Genomic DNA, 16,201 nt, shown 5'->3' with positions numbered 1-16,201 from the left:
CACCGCAAACGGGCCAAGCGCCCGCTGCTGCGGGGGCAGGAGGAGGACAACGCCGCACACCGCAAGGTGCGGGCCCGGGTCGAGCACACCTTCGCCCGGATGAAGAACTGGAAGATCCTCCGCGACTGCCGCCAGAAAGGCCCCGGCCTCCACCACGCCGTCCAGGCCGTCGCCACCCTGCACAACCTCGCCCTCACCGGATGAAACCGCAGGCCAGAACCGCCCAACACCCTGCCCGCACCCACCCTTGTGCAACAACTTTTAAGGGCTGTCCCGTTTAAGCGTGTGAGCTGGGGCGTTGGCTGACGGTACGGTCGTTGTGTGGAGTACGAGAGGGTGAACCAGTGTCCGTTGCACGGGTCTGGCTTCCGTTCTGAGCCCCTGGTCGGTCGTCGGCTGGAGGAGGTCTTCGCTGCGTGGCATAGGAGCGGAGACGAGGAAGCTCAAGATCCCCTGGACGTGTGGTTGATCGACGGTCAAGGCGGTTCCGTGCACGTCACGACCGGCTCGGACTGGTGCCTGATCGTGGAGTCTGCGAGCCCGCACGACGGACACGACATGGGTGACTGGGGGCGCATCGAGGTGGCTCCGATTGGTGATCGGACGCCGTTCGCCGCCCACCTGGGAGAAGACGTCCTGGCGGTGAGCGAAGAGTTCGAGCCCAAGACCGGCCGCGTCACCCTTGAGGTCACCTTCGCCTCCGGCCGTGTCCGTTGCGACAGCTGGGCGGGAGACCTCCGCCTCTCCGAATGAAGTTCTGGCCTGGTCACGATGTGATGATCCTGGTGTGGCTGGTGTGATCACGGCGTCCGAGCCGTCCTGGATAACCCCCTTCACCGGGCTGAGCCCGCGCCGCTTCGGCAGGCTGCTTACCGCCCTGCGGCGCGAGGGCGCGGAGGTGGTACGACGGGGCCGGCCGTGGGGCCTGACCCTGGAGAACCGGGTGCTGCTCGTGACGGCGTACTGGCGCACCAATTTGACGATGCGCCAACTCGCGCCGCTGTTCGGCGTCTCGAAGTCTGCCGCCAACCGGATCATCGGCCATGTCGGTCCGCTCCTCGCGCTGCAGCCCAGACGGCGTTTCGCGAAGGACACCGTACTCATCGTGGACGGCACACTGGTGCCCACCCGCGACCACCAGGTCGCCGAGCAGTCCAAGAACTACCGGTACTCCACCAACCACCAAGTGGTCATCGACGCCGACACCCGTCGCGTCGTCATGGTCGGCCGGCCCCTGCCGGGCAACCGCAACGACTGCAGAGCCTGGGAGGAATCGGGAGCGAAGGCCGCCGTCGGCAAGACCATGACGATCGCCGACGGCGGCTATCCAGGAACCGGGCTCGTGATGCCGCACCGCCGCCGGGCCGGCGAGGAACTGCCCGACTGGAAGCAGCAACACAACCGCTCCCACAAGCGGGTACGCGCCCGCGTCGAGCACGCCTTCGCCCGCATGAAGACCTGGAAGATCCTCCGCGACTGCCGCCTCAAAGGTAACGGCGTCCACCACGCCATGCTCGGCGTCGCCCGCCTGCACAACCTCACCCTCTCCGGGTAGGCCGACCGTCGCGCCATGCCCGGTCCACATTCATCCGAAGATCATTGCGGGACAAGCCTTAGCCTCTATGACAAGTAGCCGTCAGTCTCTTCGCACATGAGTGACGCGTGGGGGCACCACGCCATCCAATTCCAACAGGAAGGACTCAATGGTTTCCTGAAGAGGTAGCCCGACAGGACCGGTGAGAATATACCCAGGGACTGGAGCATTTTCCACCTCGCGAGACAGACAAAGCTGAGCCCCGTTTGCGAGCTCAAAGTAGAATATCTCCCACGGGCCCAGATCATCTATGACCACCTCATGTACTCCCCATCGCCCTTCTAGGGACTCCATCGAGATATCTAGCTGTGCTAGAAATTCTTTTCGCCCCTTCCGTTCAAATTCACGATCTTCTAGTCTTCTCACCTGATTACCCCTGTAACATAGGCGGGTATAGCTGCCCAATCCGTCCCATTGGATCGGAATTCCCTGACTGCTTCACTCCCGGCTTCCCAAGTTGCATAGCCAGGATAGCTCTTGCCTTCCGGCTTGGGCGCTACCGACGTATAGAACTCGAAGCTTCCAGGCTTGGCATCCGACGGAAGCGGCCCGCGATGGGCTTGTGCCATGGGCTCACCTCCATGCCTCGCATACGTCCCCCAAAGCTCCCCCGAAGCGATCACGTCATCCGTGACCTTGCTGGTTTGGGTTCTCCCCCCACCCAGGCGATGGAATGGACCATACAAAGTCGCCGATTCCGGAATCGGGGCCTTCCCTGCGGTAATCGCCTTGGGCTTAATCGCCGTCAGGCTGCCTCCGGCCGCTCCGCCTGTCCCCACCTCGGCCGCGATTTCCGCACATCCTGCCGGGTTCGCGAGGCAGGCCGCGGATATCTCTGGCCCGACCGCCAACAAAACTGGCGCTACCACCACGGCCAGTCCGAGCCCCGAGACGACTCCAAGGGCGATCTTCTGGAAGACAGAGAGTGGCGGCCTCTTGATCCATGAATCCGTGACGTTGGGGTTGTAGTTGGGGTTGGTGCCCATCGCCCAGCCGTGGAAGACGACTGGCGGCTTCGGTTTGGGCTTGGGGGTGGCCACCCAATTCGCGGAGTAACCGGACTTGTGCCTGTACTGGACGCGAGTGGTTACCTCGTAGGACTGCCCACTTGATTTGTCCTTGTAGGTCTGCGTGTCTGAGGAGCTCCAACCCCAGTCCCAGCCTCCGTTGCTGTTCGGAGTCCAGGTTTCCCACTTCGGCTTTTCTGCTGACCCTACGTTGCACGCGCCGCCATGGTCGCAGGCGCCCATGGGACGCAGGCCACTGGGGTCGGAGAGCGTGGCGGGGTTGTTGTTGGAATAGGTGTAGCCGTTCATCTGCTGCGGGTCCGCCAGGTCGAGCAGCGGGTCGACGGAGATGAAGCGGCCGAGGGACGGGTCGTACTCGCGGGCGCCGAGGTGGGTGAGGCCGGTGGCCTTGCTGTCATCGGTGCCGCCGACAAATCCCTTGGTACCGGGCCAGGACTTGGGGGATTCTCCTCGGGAACCACCGAACGGCAGCGCCCGACGCTGGGACAGTGCGAGGTCTGCTGCCTGGATGGCGAGTTCGCCGGTGCCGTGGTGGTCGCTCACGGTGAAGGCGAAGGAGCCGTCGTCATTGCGGACGGCACTCTGACCACCACCGAGGTCGATGTAGCGAGTGGCCTTGGCCTTTCCGGCGCCCTTGGGCAGGACAACTTCGGTGTGACCGAGGTACAGGGTGGTCTCGGTGGCCGTGCGGCCGATGAGTCGGCTTCCGTCGGGGTCGTAGAGGTAGTCGGTGGTCTTGTCCCCCTCTGCGACCTTGGAGAGGTGGTCCTCGGCGTCCCAGGTCAGTTTCTGTCCGGGGCGGGTAAGGGTGTTGCCGGCCGTGTCGTAGGTGTAGGCGTCCGTCTTCGTGCCGGTGGGGCTCGTGGTAGTGACTGAGGAGAGGCTGTGTGCCTGGGGCTTGCCCGCTAGGGGGTAACTGTAGGTGCGCTTGGTGTCCTTGGTGGGGTCACCGGTGGTGCTGTGCTGGGTTTCGGTGGCTCGGTTGCCAGACTTGTCGTAGGCGAAGGACTGCCAGTACGGGGCCGGTCCGCCGACCTTGTCGGCCGCCGGGGTTGCGGCACAGGTAGGGGTGTTCTGGGTCCAGGCTTCCGTCAGCCGGCCGAGGTAGTCCTGGGTGAAGCACTGGTTGTCGATGCCGGTGCGTGAGACGTCGGCCATCGACAGGACGTTGCCTGCTTCGTCGTACTTGTAGGTGACGTTGCGATCGACGCCCGCCTGGTCCTGGCGGTCCACTCGGGAGGTGGCAAGCCGCTGTGTGCCCCACTCGTAGGTGTTGGTGACCTGGGACTTCTTGCCGCCGGTGGTCAGGCCCATACCGTACTGGAGGGGCTTGCCGGTGAGGCTGTAGCTCGTGCTGCTGGTGATGCCCTGGCCGAAGACCGAGATGGGGCGCAGGGTTTCTTCGTCGTAGGTGTAGTTGACCGAGCCGCCAGCGAGGGAGCCTGCCGCCGAGTAACTGATTCCTCCGACCAGTCCTGAGGGGAGGTAGGCGGTTCCGGTCTGGTAGGTGCCCTGCAGGATTCCTTCGGAGGCGGGAATGACTATGGCGGTCTTCACCGGCCGGTAGTGGGCGTCGTAGTCGGTGACCTTGGAGGTGTAGGCCTGGTCACCCACGTAACGGGTGGATTCGGCGAGCTGGCCCTTGGCCCCCGTGACCGTGTCGTATACCCACTTGGCCCGGAGCGGGCCTGCGGTTGTGCCTTCGTGGAGTTCGGTCTTACGCCCGAGGTTGTCGTATACGTAGGCCAGCGCGGGAGCGTCACTGCGCGATCCCTTGGCGGAGGTGACCTGTCCGCGGTCGTCGTAGACCGTGGTGGCCGTGCCCTTGTCCGGATCCACAGACTGGACCTTGCGGCCGAGCTGGTCGTAGGTGTAGCCCCAGCTGTTGCCCGCAGGGTCCGTTACCTTGGACAGCTCGTTGCGCGGCGTGTACTGGTACTTCGTGGTGTCATAGGGGGCCTCCGCGCTGCGGGTGTGGTGCTGCCGCAGTTCGGTGGTCTTGCCGTGTGCGTTGGTGAGGGTAGTGGTGGCGGTACCACCGATGGGCGGGATGACGGTGGTTCGGTCGCCGCTGTAGGTCGTCCTGGACGTGCCGAGTACCGTTCCGCCGTCGCCGTTACCGGCGATCTGGGTAGATTCCACGGGCCGGTTCAGTCCGTCGTAGACCGTGCGGGTCTGGGTCTCCACCGCCAGTGCGTCGGCTGGCTTGAAGATGTCGGTGCCGGGCTTGCCCGTGGCGTAGTACGGGGCGAAGCTCTTGGCGGCGAGTCCGCGTTCGTCGTAGAAGACGTCGGTGAGGATGCGCCCGCCGTCCGGGCCTGGCGCCTGGGTCTGGCGTTCGCGCAGGAACCCGTCGAGCAGGCTGTAGGAGGCGATTTGACCGCCCTTGTTATTCAGCACCTTCGTGGCGACGGCGACAGGCCTGCCGTCGGCGATGCTGTACTCGTACTGATAGTTCGGCACCTGTGTGGTGCTGCGGTCCGCGAGCCAGGTCTTCGAGGCACGGCCGAGCGCATCGAAGGCGAAGGTCGTGACGCCGTTGTTCGTGTCGGTCTGCTTCACCACCAGACCGCGCAGAGGATCGACGTCCGTGGTCGTCGTCTGGGCAGTCGCGGCGACCTGCGGGTTCGCCGGCGGAGTGGTGAGCTTGGTCTGCGTGGGCCTGCCCGTGGCCGGAATGTAGGTGGACGTGGTGATGCGGCCGTCGCTGCGCGGAGTGCGCACCGGTGCTGCGTCGCCCACCACCGTGACGTTGGCCGTCAGGTCGGTCGTGGTCAGCTGGCGCCCGTAGGTGTCGAAGGTCGCTCCTGTTTCCAGGTAGGTGGCCTTCGACCCGTCATGGCTCTTGAGGACAGCTGTGGCAGTCGTCTCACCACGGGTCGGGGCTGCGCCGTAGGCTCCGCCGTCATAGGCGGTGCGCACGTCGGACACGACGTCCTTGGAGCGGTCCGTCGCCGCGTCACAAGCCTTGGCAACGACCTCTACGCGGGAGGGCAGATTGAGGCGATTCGTTTCTGTGTTGGTGGCATAGGTGGTGCGCGTGCACTGGCTGTCCGCCGGATCTGCGTCATCACCGAAGTCCGTGACCTCGGTGACACGCCCCGCGACAATATCCTGCTTTGTGGACTTCGACGTCGTGCGCCACCTCACGCCCGCACCGTTGTCCAGCGAGGTCCAGCTCTTGCTGGTGGAGGCGCCAGTGAGGTTGGCCGTCACCGTGCCCCAGTCACGGACCTTCTTGGCGGTCTCGTGGTACCAGGGCCTGCTGATGTCCTTGGCGAGGATCTTGCCGCCGGGCTTGTCGAACGAGACGGTCTTGTATCCGAAGCCGGCGACCGCTTCGTGGTCGCTGATGGCCTCCCCTTCACCTTCGCCGAGGGGCACAGAGACGGTCTTCGTGCCTCCGCTGGTGGTCTTGCGGTCACCGTTCATACCACGCAGGAAGTAGGAGTCCTGCTGGGTCTTCATGGCACCCACGCCGCCCTGGCCACCGGTCTGGACACGGACCTGACCGTAGCCACGCCACTGGGACCAGGTCTTCTCCTTCTCCTTGGTCAGGCCGTCGTCGTCGTCGAAGTGCCAGGCCGCATCCCCGAGATACTGATACTGCGTGACTCTGTCGGGAGAGCCGCCGGTGCGGTCCGTGGCGCTCACGGAAGTGACCACGTACTTGTTGAACCACTCGCGGTCGGCGGCGTCCGAGCCGTCGCCCCCGATGAACTGGGGGAAGCATCGTGTGGTGTTGGTCTCAGGAGTCGGCAGCGCGCTCCAGGTACAGGCCGGAGCCGAGTAGTTGGCGTCGATCTGACCGCCCGATTCGTCGGCGATGCTGGACAGGCGTGCCTTGATGTACGGGGGGTAGCCATCGCCGGTCTTGTCGAGCCGGTTCTCCAACTGGGTGTACGCGAGCGTGGTCTTCGGCAGTGTGATGGCGGGGGTGGCGGTGTGGCCGGTGTGCTGAATGCTGTCGAGCAGCAGCTGGTAGTCCGTGTCGGCCATGCCCCAGCGGTGGTCCAGCTTCCAGGAATCGACCTTGCCGTAGGTACCGTCTGCCTTGAGCACCTGAGTGGTGACGTCGGTGAGGCGCTTGCGCGTCCAGAACGACGGTGAGAGGCGGCCCTTGTCGCACTTGGTCCCAGCCTTGCAGTTCAGGTCCCACGGGGTGTCGTACCAGTCGGGTGCCTGGGTGTCGATCGTGTTCTCGGCGCAGGTGACACCGGCGCGAGGAAGGCATCGTTCGGCATTGGTGAACCAGACCTGGCCCTGGGGTTTGTCCGCATACAGGTTGGCGGACGTCAGGCCGTAGTCGATACGCTTCAGGTATCCGCCCCTGGTGTAGGGCGTGTCGTCGGTGTCCTTTAGGTTGCGCCCGTAGGAGTTGGTTTCCTTGGCGTAGTGATAGCCGATCGCGTTCCCGTGCGGGTCCACGACGTAGTCGAGGTTCCACCGCCAGGCCTGCTGGCACCAGGAATCGGCGAACGCAGTCGCGTGGCACGGCTCACCGGCGTTGTTGCCGTAGACGGGAACGGTCCAGGTGGAGTCGGTGGTCTCCTTGCCGTCGGTCCAACCGGGAAGCCGGTTGTAGCCGAAGAAGTACTGGGTCCCGTCAGGAGCGGTCAGACGCCAGTGCTCGCCATCATTGTCACCGTTCCCGCGCGCTGCGGAAGCGAGACGCTTGATGCGGGTGCCGTCGTCGCGCTTGAGCTTGAACTCGTCGTTGCCTGCGGGCACGAGCTCGCCACTCTTGCCGTTGAACGAGATGAAGGCGTTGTCGTAGGCCCAGCACCGGTCGCCGGGCTTGATGCCGTCGGCGTTCTTCACCCCCTCGTCCGCGCAAGGCTTGTAGCGCCGCTCGATATACCCGGGCCACATCTCGAACCCGTCTCCGGCCCACGACCCTTGGTTGTTCGAGGAACTGGTGCGGCCATCGATGGCACTGGAGGAGTACGACAGCCCCACACTGGGCTTGAGACCACCCGGTACCTCCGGGGCCTCCATGTCGTAGGACCAGGTGAAGTCACCTGTGTTGAGGTCCGTTGCCCAGGTGGACGAGGCCGAGAGGGACGTCGCCTTATAGTCTCCCTTGCCACCCGATGTACCGGCGGCAGCGGCGAAGACAGCCGGAGCAGAGCCCTGCAGGCTGACGGACTTGGCGGTGAGGGTGTGCTGGCTGGTGTCGTTGACGGTGTCGATCGGCTTCTCGGTGCGGCAGGATTCTTTGTCAGGGGTGGTCACAGCGCACGAGGGCAGCTGTACCAGGCGCATACGTGAGGCGTAGGAACCACCGAACGCCTCAGCGATGTTCCGATAGTCGACTCGAAGACCGAGGTTGGCCTTGACCGGTCCGGATGTGCGCTCCGCGGCCAAAGTTGCCGGTGCGGCCTTGGGTGCAAGGGTGAACAACAGGCCGGTCACGCCGGCACGTTGAGTCTTCGCCCGGTCCAGAATCCGGGCTTCCACCGTGGCAGGACCGGCCTGGGCCAGCATTCGGCTCGCGGCCGTTCCAGCATCAGAGGTACGGCCGACACTCAGGGGTAGTCCCTTCGCAGCGACTAGCCCCTTGCCGTTCTTCGCTCTGGCGTCGGGAAGCGTGACGGTCGTCGTTGCTTCCTGCGGCCAGGCCACCTTGGGCGCCTTCGCGGGGGTTTTGGGCCCCTTGGCCATCGCACGGGGTTTGATCTTGATGCCATCGGTGCCGGCCACGGGCTTCTCGGCGCTGGGCAGCCCCGGCAGTTCCTTGCTCACAGTCGCCGCCGGAACGGCCGCTGCCTGAACAAGCGTGGCTATCAGGGCTGTTGACAGAACGAGTGATGTCCTGCGGAGCAGGCGCCCACTCAAGGAGGGCGCGGTGTGTCGTCTCATGGGTTCCAGATCCATTGCGGCTGAGAACCGGAGCCTGCATCAACGCGGGACCCGGCACGGAAAAAAAGGGGGCACAGAGACATGCGGGTGGGAGCCCGGACGATGCCGGGCTCCCACCCGTGCAGTCAGCTACCGGCGGGGACTTCAGTGGGAAGGTCGAACCAGGAGCGGGCCAGCTCCGCGACCTGCGACTCATTCAGCGCGCCCTGGAAGGCCCAGACATCGTCGATCGCGCCGGGGAAGTAGCTGCCCCACGCGGCGCCGTCCTTGGCCCGGCCGATCTGGAGGGACTTCCCCGCCTTGTAGGTCAGGGTGTCCTGAGCCCAGGAGGCCAGATCGGCGCACTTGGATTCGCCCTCACCGTCCAGGGTATCCCCGCAAACGGAGTCCTGGAGAACGCCGTTGACGTACAGGCGGGCTTCCTTGGCGAACCCGTCGTACACGACTGCCAGATGGTTCCAGTCGGCGGCATTGGCGAACTCGCTGTGCTTGACCTGCGAGACCACAGCGTCAGCAGCGTCCTTGTCCGGCAGGGCGAGTTCCCACCGTCCTGGTCCCGCAGCTGCGGTCGTATCCGGGACAAACCGCAGGTCCAGAGCACTCTTCGCACCGCCTTCCGCGCTCAGCACGGATACAGGGTGGTCGGGCAGGGCGGAGGCTTGTGCCCATGCCGTCACAGTGAAGCTGCTGCTGGTGTCGATAGGCATCGCGGCAGCGTCCGCATAGCCGGACTTGCCGTCCAGCATTAGCCCGGAATCGAGGAACCCGGTCCCGATGGAGGCACCGCCCTGCAACTTCAGGGCGCTCTGCAACTTCGCGTCGTCCGGCGAGTCCACACCGGTCGCAACGTCCAGCATCCAGCGGGCCTTGAGAACAGGGCTCTGCCGGAAGATCTGCTGCACCTCTTCCTCAGCAACCGGACGGTCGAAGAGACGGACGTCGTCGATCGTGCCGGGGAAGTAGTCGCCGTAGTTTGCCTTCCACAGCGAACGGCCGATCTGCACGGGCCCATTCGCGTCCCACACCTTGGGGGCTGCCGCGCTGCCTTGCAGTCTTCCGTTGACGTAGAAGTGGATGCGCTGGGCAGTCGCGTCGTGCACGGCCACCAGGTGTGCCCACGTTCCAGGACTGCTCAGCGGGGCGACCGCCTCGACAGCCTGGTCGCGGATATTGCCGTCCATCACGTCGGCCTGCGAGGTACGCAGAGCCCAGTTCTTGATCCCCGCGTCGTACGAGAGATAGAACGCACCGTAATATTTGCCGCCCTGGCTGACTGCCGTGCGGTTGCCGGCTGTGCCAGCCGGAGGAACCTGAGCCCAGGCCGAGACCGCGTAGGAGCGGGCGGTGTTGAGCACCGGACCCGTGGTATCGGCGTAACCGTTGACACCGTCGAGCTTGAGCGCCTTGCCCGCGATGCCCGCTGCTCCCGCGGCCCCGCCCCCGCGGAGGGTGAGTGGCTGGGCAGCCGCGTGCCCGACAGTTTCCTTGTCGATGGCGGGCTCGTCCAGCGGGAACTGTGCACGGGCGGGACGACCGGCGGCTGCCTCGGCACCCTGGTGCAGCTGGGTCACGTCGGCCGCCGTCACCGCACGGTCGAAGATCTGCACGTCGTCGATCGTGCCGGGGAAGAATGCGGAGCGTGTGCCGCTGTATACCCCCGACCCCAGCTGCAGGCCGCGCCGTGCTTCCCATGCGGTGCTGTACGCGGTGGAACCGGCGAGTTTGCCGTCCACGTACAGGCGCAACTGCTTGGCTGCGTCGTCATAGACCCCGACCAGGTGAGCCCAGGAACCCGCCTGCACGCCCCCGGCCACCGGGGCCATGGCACGGGCGATCGCGGCTCCGGGCTTGTCCTCGGTGTACTGGTTGAACACCCACCGCTTGAGGTCCGCGCTGTAGTACAGCTCGAAGCCTGGTGTGTGGTTGCCGGGCTGAGTGGCGATGATCGCCGGAGTCGTCGGAATTTTGTCGAGTTTGGTCCAGGCCGCCACAGAGAAACTGGCACTGGTGTCGATGGGAGGGATATCGGACACCGCATAGCCGGTAGTGCCGTCCAGGTGCAGGGCCGTGTTCTTCTTGCCTGCGGCTCCCAGGGCAGCGCCCCCGCCCAATCGCACGACCCGCTGCGGGGTGGCGGACTCGGCCTTCGTCGCACCGACTGCCTCATCAAGTGCCCAGGCCGCACGCTCCGGCTGCCCGCCCTTGACGCGGAACTGGTAGGTGTGCGGCGCGGAGCCGTTGCCTGCCTGGTCGAATGCCTGAGCGGTCACGAAGTTCAAGCCCGCCTTGGCAGGGAGGAGGTTGACAGCCTTGGCAGCACCTCCCGTAGTGGTCACAGCATTCTTGGAGGACGGGTTGGTATTGAATCCGTACCAGTACTTGGTGACATCGGTGTCCGCACCCTTGATCTGGAACGTTCCGTACTGCCCCACACCGTCGTACCAGGGGTCTTCGGGATTGTCCGAATCTGATGCCGGATAGTCGCCGGAGGTGATCGTCGGGCTCTTCGGTACCGAGGTGTCGTAGACGAAGTAGCACGCTGACGGCGTGCCGTCGGAGGACCACGGCGAATACTGGGCCCCGTCGAAGGACCGTACGTGCCACAGCACCTGCTTGTTCACCGGAATTGACGTCGGCAGGCTCAACGTGAAGTTCGACCCCGACTTCTTGTAACCGGTAAGTGCCGGCCCCCAACGAGTCACCGTGCCTTTGCCGTCACCCGCGTCCCACTTCGCCTGGATCTGCAATGCCACATTGTCGCCATCCGGGTCGGTGACGCCGTTGACGTAGATCTTCCCCAGGGTCCGCACCCGCGGCACCGTTGTAGAACATACGCCGCCGTACTCCATCGCCAGCTGCGACGTCTTGACCTGTACCGGCGGCCGGTTGTACTTCACCCGCAGGTACGCCTTGTCCGAGAACCGCTTCCATGTATAGCGGTCAGTCTCGGTCGATACCTTCATCCCGAAGGTGAAAGATGACCACTTCGCGTTCGCCGCAGCCTGCACCGCCGCCTTCACATTGAACTCTGCATCCTTGGCCGCACACCCCTCCGCCCCGTAGGCGAACGAGCTCCACGAGATCTGCTTCTGCCAGAATCCGGCGGCGTTCTGTGAGTTCCAGGTCGTCGAGGCCGAGATCGGCTTCGTCTGCCACAGCTCTACATTGCGTGCCTGACACGACGCCGAGTGAACGTTGCGAACCACGAACTCGGCCGACAAGATCGACTTTCCGGAGAACGTGGAGACAGGGATCTGATAGAAGAGCCGCTTGGTGTCCTGCGGCATGCAGTAGTCCCAGCCACAGAAACCCAGACCGGCGTTCGTCTCACCGTTGAACTTCCACTGGGGCGAAGATGCCCAGTACTTCGACGCCATCGTCCACGCAGCGGCCCGGGGCGAGTACCACTGCGGATCAATGAACACCGGATACGTCGTGTCCTTGGCTTTGAGCAGGTCTATGTCCGGCGTGAGCACCAGCTCCTTACCTCCAGCCGGCACCTCCACACCGACCGGCGCCAGCTTGCCCGAGTCACCGGCACCCGGCTCTTCACTCCCGGTGGCTTTGGCCACGCGCTTCGCCCTCGCGGTTGCAGCCCCCTGGGGAGCTACCGTCGCCGCGCTGTCCGGGCCGGTACTGGAGTCCCACATCATGGGCTTCGGCGCCTCAAAAACAGGAGCCTTCGCCCCCTTGTCCAAGGCCTCCAGACCGCCTTCGGTGGTCTCCTTGACGTCCATCCCGTCCGTAGCCAGCTTCAACCGCAGCTCAGCAACCTGCGGACTCGCCGCCGCCTTGGCCGACTTGACCACCAGCAACTGAGTGAACCCGTCTTCCTGCGCCCCCATCCGCAGGTCAACCTCTGGCAGCACCTCGCGATACGTTGCCGTGGGCCCTTCGAGTACAGGTGCCGGAAGGTCACCCGGCCAGGAAAGCGCCAGTTCCCGCCCGCCCTTCTGCATGCGCACCAGCGGTGTCGAACCGCCACCGGAAAATGTCAGACCGACCGTAGCTGCCTTCGGCGCAATCCCCCCCTCGGGAGTCTTCGCCAAGTCCGTGTCGACGGGCTTCCACCCGTTCTCACTGCGCGTCCGCACTGGGCGGAGGTACTCCCGGGCCTCCAAGTTCCCATCCGGCGTGGCAAACACATCCCGACTCTCACCTCGCTGTGAGAGCACCTCAACCGGCTGCCCGGTCCGCTCAGCAACCGCCAGTGCCTGATCGACGCTTGCCTCTCCTGCAGAAGGCCCCCCGGCAGCAGGGAGTGCCCTCGGCTGCTCAGCAGGAGAAGCCTCCGCTACGCCTACTGGCAACCCCAGCACTACCGCAAGGCTCAACAACCCCGCCAGCGCCCCAGTTCCACCCCGCATGCGCACATGCCCCCACATAACCCACCCCAGCATCAAGGAAGTTGAAGATCCCCCGAATTTGGGAACCGAAGAGTGAATGTATGTAGTGGCAATGTAAAGATCCAGTTCAAGATATGGGTCATATTTCACTAAACGGAAAATTTGCGAGTGACTCAAATCACAAGTTCGAGGCGTGCTTTTCTTCAGAAATGGCCATTTCACCTCTAATGCTCGCGTACTGGCACCGGTACACCGTGGCGGCACCGCGCCCGCGAGCGGCCCTCCGGCATAGGCCACATACTTGTTCCCCCCCAAGAGGGCCAATCAGGATGAAGAAGCCTGGATTGGCACTGTTTCTCGGATCTCCTGACGTGGGTGGGGCGTTGGGGCCAGGCTGGGTTCATGGGCCGTGGGGATCTGACGAATGCGGAGTCGGATCGGCTGGAGTCGTTCTTGCCTCCTGGGGTGCGCGTGGTGGTCGGTGGAGCGACCACCGTCGGGTGATCAACGGCGTGCTCTACCGGGTGCGGACCGGCGTGCAGTGGCGGGATCTGCCCGCCGGAGCATCTCGCGAAGGTGTGACCGCGCCGCGTGTAGTGGCAGCGTCGGGCGCGTGCTTGGTGGAGGCGTCTCCAGTGTCACCACCTCACTGCATGATCGCGTCGCGCAGGATGGTGTGGGGATTCAACTGCCAGCAGACGGCGGATTTCGGCCGGGGTAAGGTCCACGAGGTCGGGTGTGTCGTGTCACCCCTTTTTCGCGTTCCTGGACTGCCATCGCGGCGAGGAAGATGTGCGCGAGCATGACGAGGGTGATGTGCCGGTACCAGCAGATGTAACGGCGGGCTTCGTACTGGTCCAACCCGCATTCGTTCTTCGCGCTCTGGAAGCACTCCTCGATCTTCCAGCGGCAGCCCGCGATGCGGGCCAGATCGGCAACGGTGGCATCCATCGGGGCGCTGGCCAGGTAGCAGGCGATCTCGTCGGGGCGGGTGATGCTGCGGCGTGCGAGCATCCAGCGTTGCCGGGTGGGCTCGTCGCCGTAGAACTCCCACACCGACGGCAGCCGCGCCGCCGCCCAGTCGTAGAGCCCGTAGTCCTTTGGCGCCGTCGCCGCAGGACAGTCGCTGCCACGGCTAGGGCGGGGCCTGGCCGATGAGGTTCTTGTCGGCGTACAAGTGGACGTGCGCCACCTCGTACGGATGAGTGGACGTTAAGTCAGATCTTCCTCGGTTCGTGATCGCTCGATCGTGGTAACGATCGCCGTGCAGGAGGCCGGTTGAGCATGTCCATGCTGAGATGCGGGGCATGAAGAGAGAGCCGTACCTCAGCGACTTGTCGGACGAGCAGTGGGTGTTGATCGAACCGATGATCACGGCCTGGAAGCAGGACCGGGTGGCCCGTTCGGCGACCGGGGATCCCGGATCCTGTGACCTGAGGGAGATCGTGAACGCGATCTTCTACCAGAACCGGACGGGCTGTCAGTGGCGCCTCCTTCCGCATGACTTACCGGCCTGGTCTGCGGTGTTCTACTACTTCGGCCTGTGGCGCGAGGACGGCCTTGACCAGCGGATTCAGGAACTCCTGCACTGCCAGGTACGGGAGAGGGCCCGGCGGTTAGAGGACCCGTCCCTCGTGATCATCGACACCCAGTCTGTCCGCGCGGCTGCCGGTGTCCCCAGGACCACGACGGGGCTGGACGCCAACAAGAAGGTCTCGGGCCGCAAGCGGGGACTGGCCGTCGACGTTCTGGGGCTGATCATCGGTGCCGTCGTGCTGGCCGCATCCGCCCACGACAACGCTGCCGGCACGGCACTGCTCGACCAGGCCGCCGAGCAGTGCGGGAACCGGCTGGAGAAGGCCTTGGTGGACCAGGGTTTCAAGGATCAAGTTGTCATCCATGGCGCATTGTTGGACATCGTCGTCGAGGTAGTCCGCCGCAACCCCGACGATCAGGGCAAAGGCTTCATCCCCCAGCCCAAGCGGTGGATCGTGGAGCAGGTCAACGGCACGCTGATGCTGCACCGTCGTCTGGCGCGCGAGTACGACCACCGTCCCGACACCTCCGCCTCGCGTGTCTACTGGGCATCCATCGCGAACATGGCCCGCCGTCTCACCACACCAAGTCTGGCCTGGCGCGACACCCTCCAGCTGGCCGCGTGAACATCACCGAGCTCCTGGCCGGACTCCAGGCCCAGCACGAGGAGACCACCGCCCGGGCCGGTGAACTACGCGCTCAGATAGAGCACTTGACCGCCGGCCTGGCCGAGACCGAAGCGCGAATCGCCGACCTGGCCATAACCCGGAAGGTGATCGCAGAACTCGCACCGGCCCAAGACGAACCCGAAACTACCGAGACGAGCACTGCCTACCAGGCCATCGTGAATGCCTTCAACGAGCACCCCGGCCGGGCATTCAGAGCCCGTGAGCTGCACGAACTCCTCGGCATGCCCACCGACGAGGCATCGGTGAACGTCACCCGTGCCCGCCTCGGACGCCTCACCCGCCAAGGCTTCCTCACCCAGCCCGGACGAGGCCGCTACCAGAAACGGACTTAACGTCCACTCACAAGGCCGTCGCCACCGCCTTCCAGACCTAACACGACAAGCCCCTTGCTCTCCTCAACGCCGCGAACGAGAACGGGCATCGCCTCACCCACGAGCAACTCGCCAAGCAGGCGATCGATCCCACCGATAGCCCCCAACTGCCGCCGCCTCGCGGCTGTATCAGCCGCACGGAGCCAAGTTTTTTACCGGAGAATCCTGTTGAGGCCGCGCTCCGCCCCCACGCCAATACCGCAAGACCCCGCCTGGCACCACCGGTTCGCGCGGTGTGAACCCGAACCGGCCAAAACCCGGGCACCTGCTTCCACCGCCGCCCACGGCTTTCTACGCTGCCCTCTGAACGTCGGGCTCCGCCCGCACGCCGGCTCCCAGCCCCCGAGCCCTCAAGACTCGCGATGACCAGCTGGAGCCGCACCCACAGAGAACGCGGTTCCAGCCCCGGCCCTCGGGTGGGGTGGGGCAACTCCCGCTGCCCCACCCCACCCGAGGGCACCCGCGCGAGGACACCCTGAGGGGTTCCCGCGCCCGGCCGCCGCCGCAGCGAACACACAAAGGCGGCGGCGAACCACACACCAGCCGCGCAAGCCCTGCCACCCACCCGGCCTCGAAGCACCGGCACGAAACCCGCCCGGCCATGCCTCCTCCACCAGCAGGTTCTGCCCCCGGCTGGGCAAGACAGCGGTTGGTTGGTCCGCGCGGGCCGTGACCCGTCGGCCGGGAGGGTCGTTGAAAGGGACAGTGCCCCCGAGCACTGCCTCCATCAGAAGTCCCCCGGTGTTGTGGGCGAATTCCAGGGGTCGTTGCAACA

The 16,201-nt window shown here is 65.1% G+C and carries 7 protein-coding genes and 2 pseudogenes; 6 read left to right on the top strand and 3 right to left on the bottom strand.

Going from position 1 to position 16,201, the window contains the following annotated elements; genetic code table 11:
• The 3 genes from ACZ5PB_RS42985 to ACZ5PB_RS42975 form a co-directional block, all read left to right on the top strand.
• Positions 1–204, top strand: a 204-nt coding sequence (locus tag ACZ5PB_RS42985) for a transposase family protein (RefSeq protein ID WP_468690296.1), incomplete at its 5' end; no start/stop codon positions are given.
• Between the two features lie 285 nt (positions 205–489).
• Positions 490–753, top strand: a complete 264-nt coding sequence (locus ACZ5PB_RS42980; protein ID WP_468699144.1) for a hypothetical protein — start codon at positions 490–492, stop codon at positions 751–753.
• Positions 754–787: 34 nt separating this feature from the next.
• Positions 788–1,555, top strand: a complete 768-nt coding sequence (locus ACZ5PB_RS42975) for a transposase (RefSeq protein WP_468699143.1) — start codon at positions 788–790, stop codon at positions 1,553–1,555.
• 401 nt (positions 1,556–1,956) lie between these two features.
• Here ACZ5PB_RS42975 and ACZ5PB_RS42970 read toward each other — a convergent pair whose 3' ends face one another.
• Both ACZ5PB_RS42970 and ACZ5PB_RS42965 read right to left on the bottom strand, forming a co-directional pair.
• Positions 1,957–8,484: an RHS repeat domain-containing protein gene (locus ACZ5PB_RS42970; RefSeq protein WP_468699142.1), complete on the bottom strand. Its 6,528-nt coding sequence runs from the start codon at positions 8,482–8,484 to the stop codon at positions 1,957–1,959.
• 125 nt (positions 8,485–8,609) lie between these two features.
• Positions 8,610–12,443 (bottom strand): LamG domain-containing protein, encoded by a 3,834-nt coding sequence (locus ACZ5PB_RS42965; RefSeq protein ID WP_468699146.1) that lies wholly within the window; start codon positions 12,441–12,443, stop codon positions 8,610–8,612.
• Positions 12,444–13,232: 789 nt separating this feature from the next.
• Between ACZ5PB_RS42965 and ACZ5PB_RS42960 the strand changes: the two are divergent.
• A pseudogene (locus ACZ5PB_RS42960) lies at positions 13,233–13,387 on the top strand (transposase); the annotation flags it as partial.
• Positions 13,388–13,476: 89 nt separating this feature from the next.
• Here the strand turns inward: ACZ5PB_RS42960 and ACZ5PB_RS42955 are convergent.
• Positions 13,477–13,962: pseudogene (locus tag ACZ5PB_RS42955) on the bottom strand (IS701 family transposase); the annotation flags it as partial.
• A gap of 175 nt (positions 13,963–14,137) precedes the next feature.
• Between ACZ5PB_RS42955 and ACZ5PB_RS42950 the strand changes: the two are divergent.
• Both ACZ5PB_RS42950 and ACZ5PB_RS42945 read left to right on the top strand, forming a co-directional pair.
• On the top strand, positions 14,138–14,992 hold the full coding sequence (locus ACZ5PB_RS42950; RefSeq protein ID WP_468699141.1) for an IS5 family transposase: 855 nt from the start codon (positions 14,138–14,140) through the stop codon (positions 14,990–14,992).
• A complete protein-coding gene (locus ACZ5PB_RS42945) occupies positions 14,989–15,387 on the top strand; it encodes a hypothetical protein (RefSeq protein WP_468699140.1) in 399 nt (132 codons plus the stop codon). The genes ACZ5PB_RS42950 and ACZ5PB_RS42945 overlap by 4 nt, the downstream gene beginning before the upstream one ends.
• Positions 15,388–16,201: the final 814 nt, after the last annotated feature.

The sequence above is a fragment of the Streptomyces sp. NPDC032721 genome (assembly GCF_055579625.1).
This window is presented reverse-complemented; position numbering and strand designations above follow the sequence as displayed.

Excerpts from the sequence above, each read along its gene's own strand:
- ACZ5PB_RS42950 (WP_468699141.1), top strand. The coding sequence starts at position 14,138 with ATGAAGAGAGAGCCGTACCTCAGCGACTTGTCGGACGAGCAGTGGGTG.
- ACZ5PB_RS42965 (WP_468699146.1), bottom strand. The coding sequence starts at position 12,443 with ATGCAGAAGGGCGGGCGGGAACTGGCGCTTTCCTGGCCGGGTGACCTT.
- ACZ5PB_RS42970 (WP_468699142.1), bottom strand. The coding sequence starts at position 8,484 with ATGAGACGACACACCGCGCCCTCCTTGAGTGGGCGCCTGCTCCGCAGG.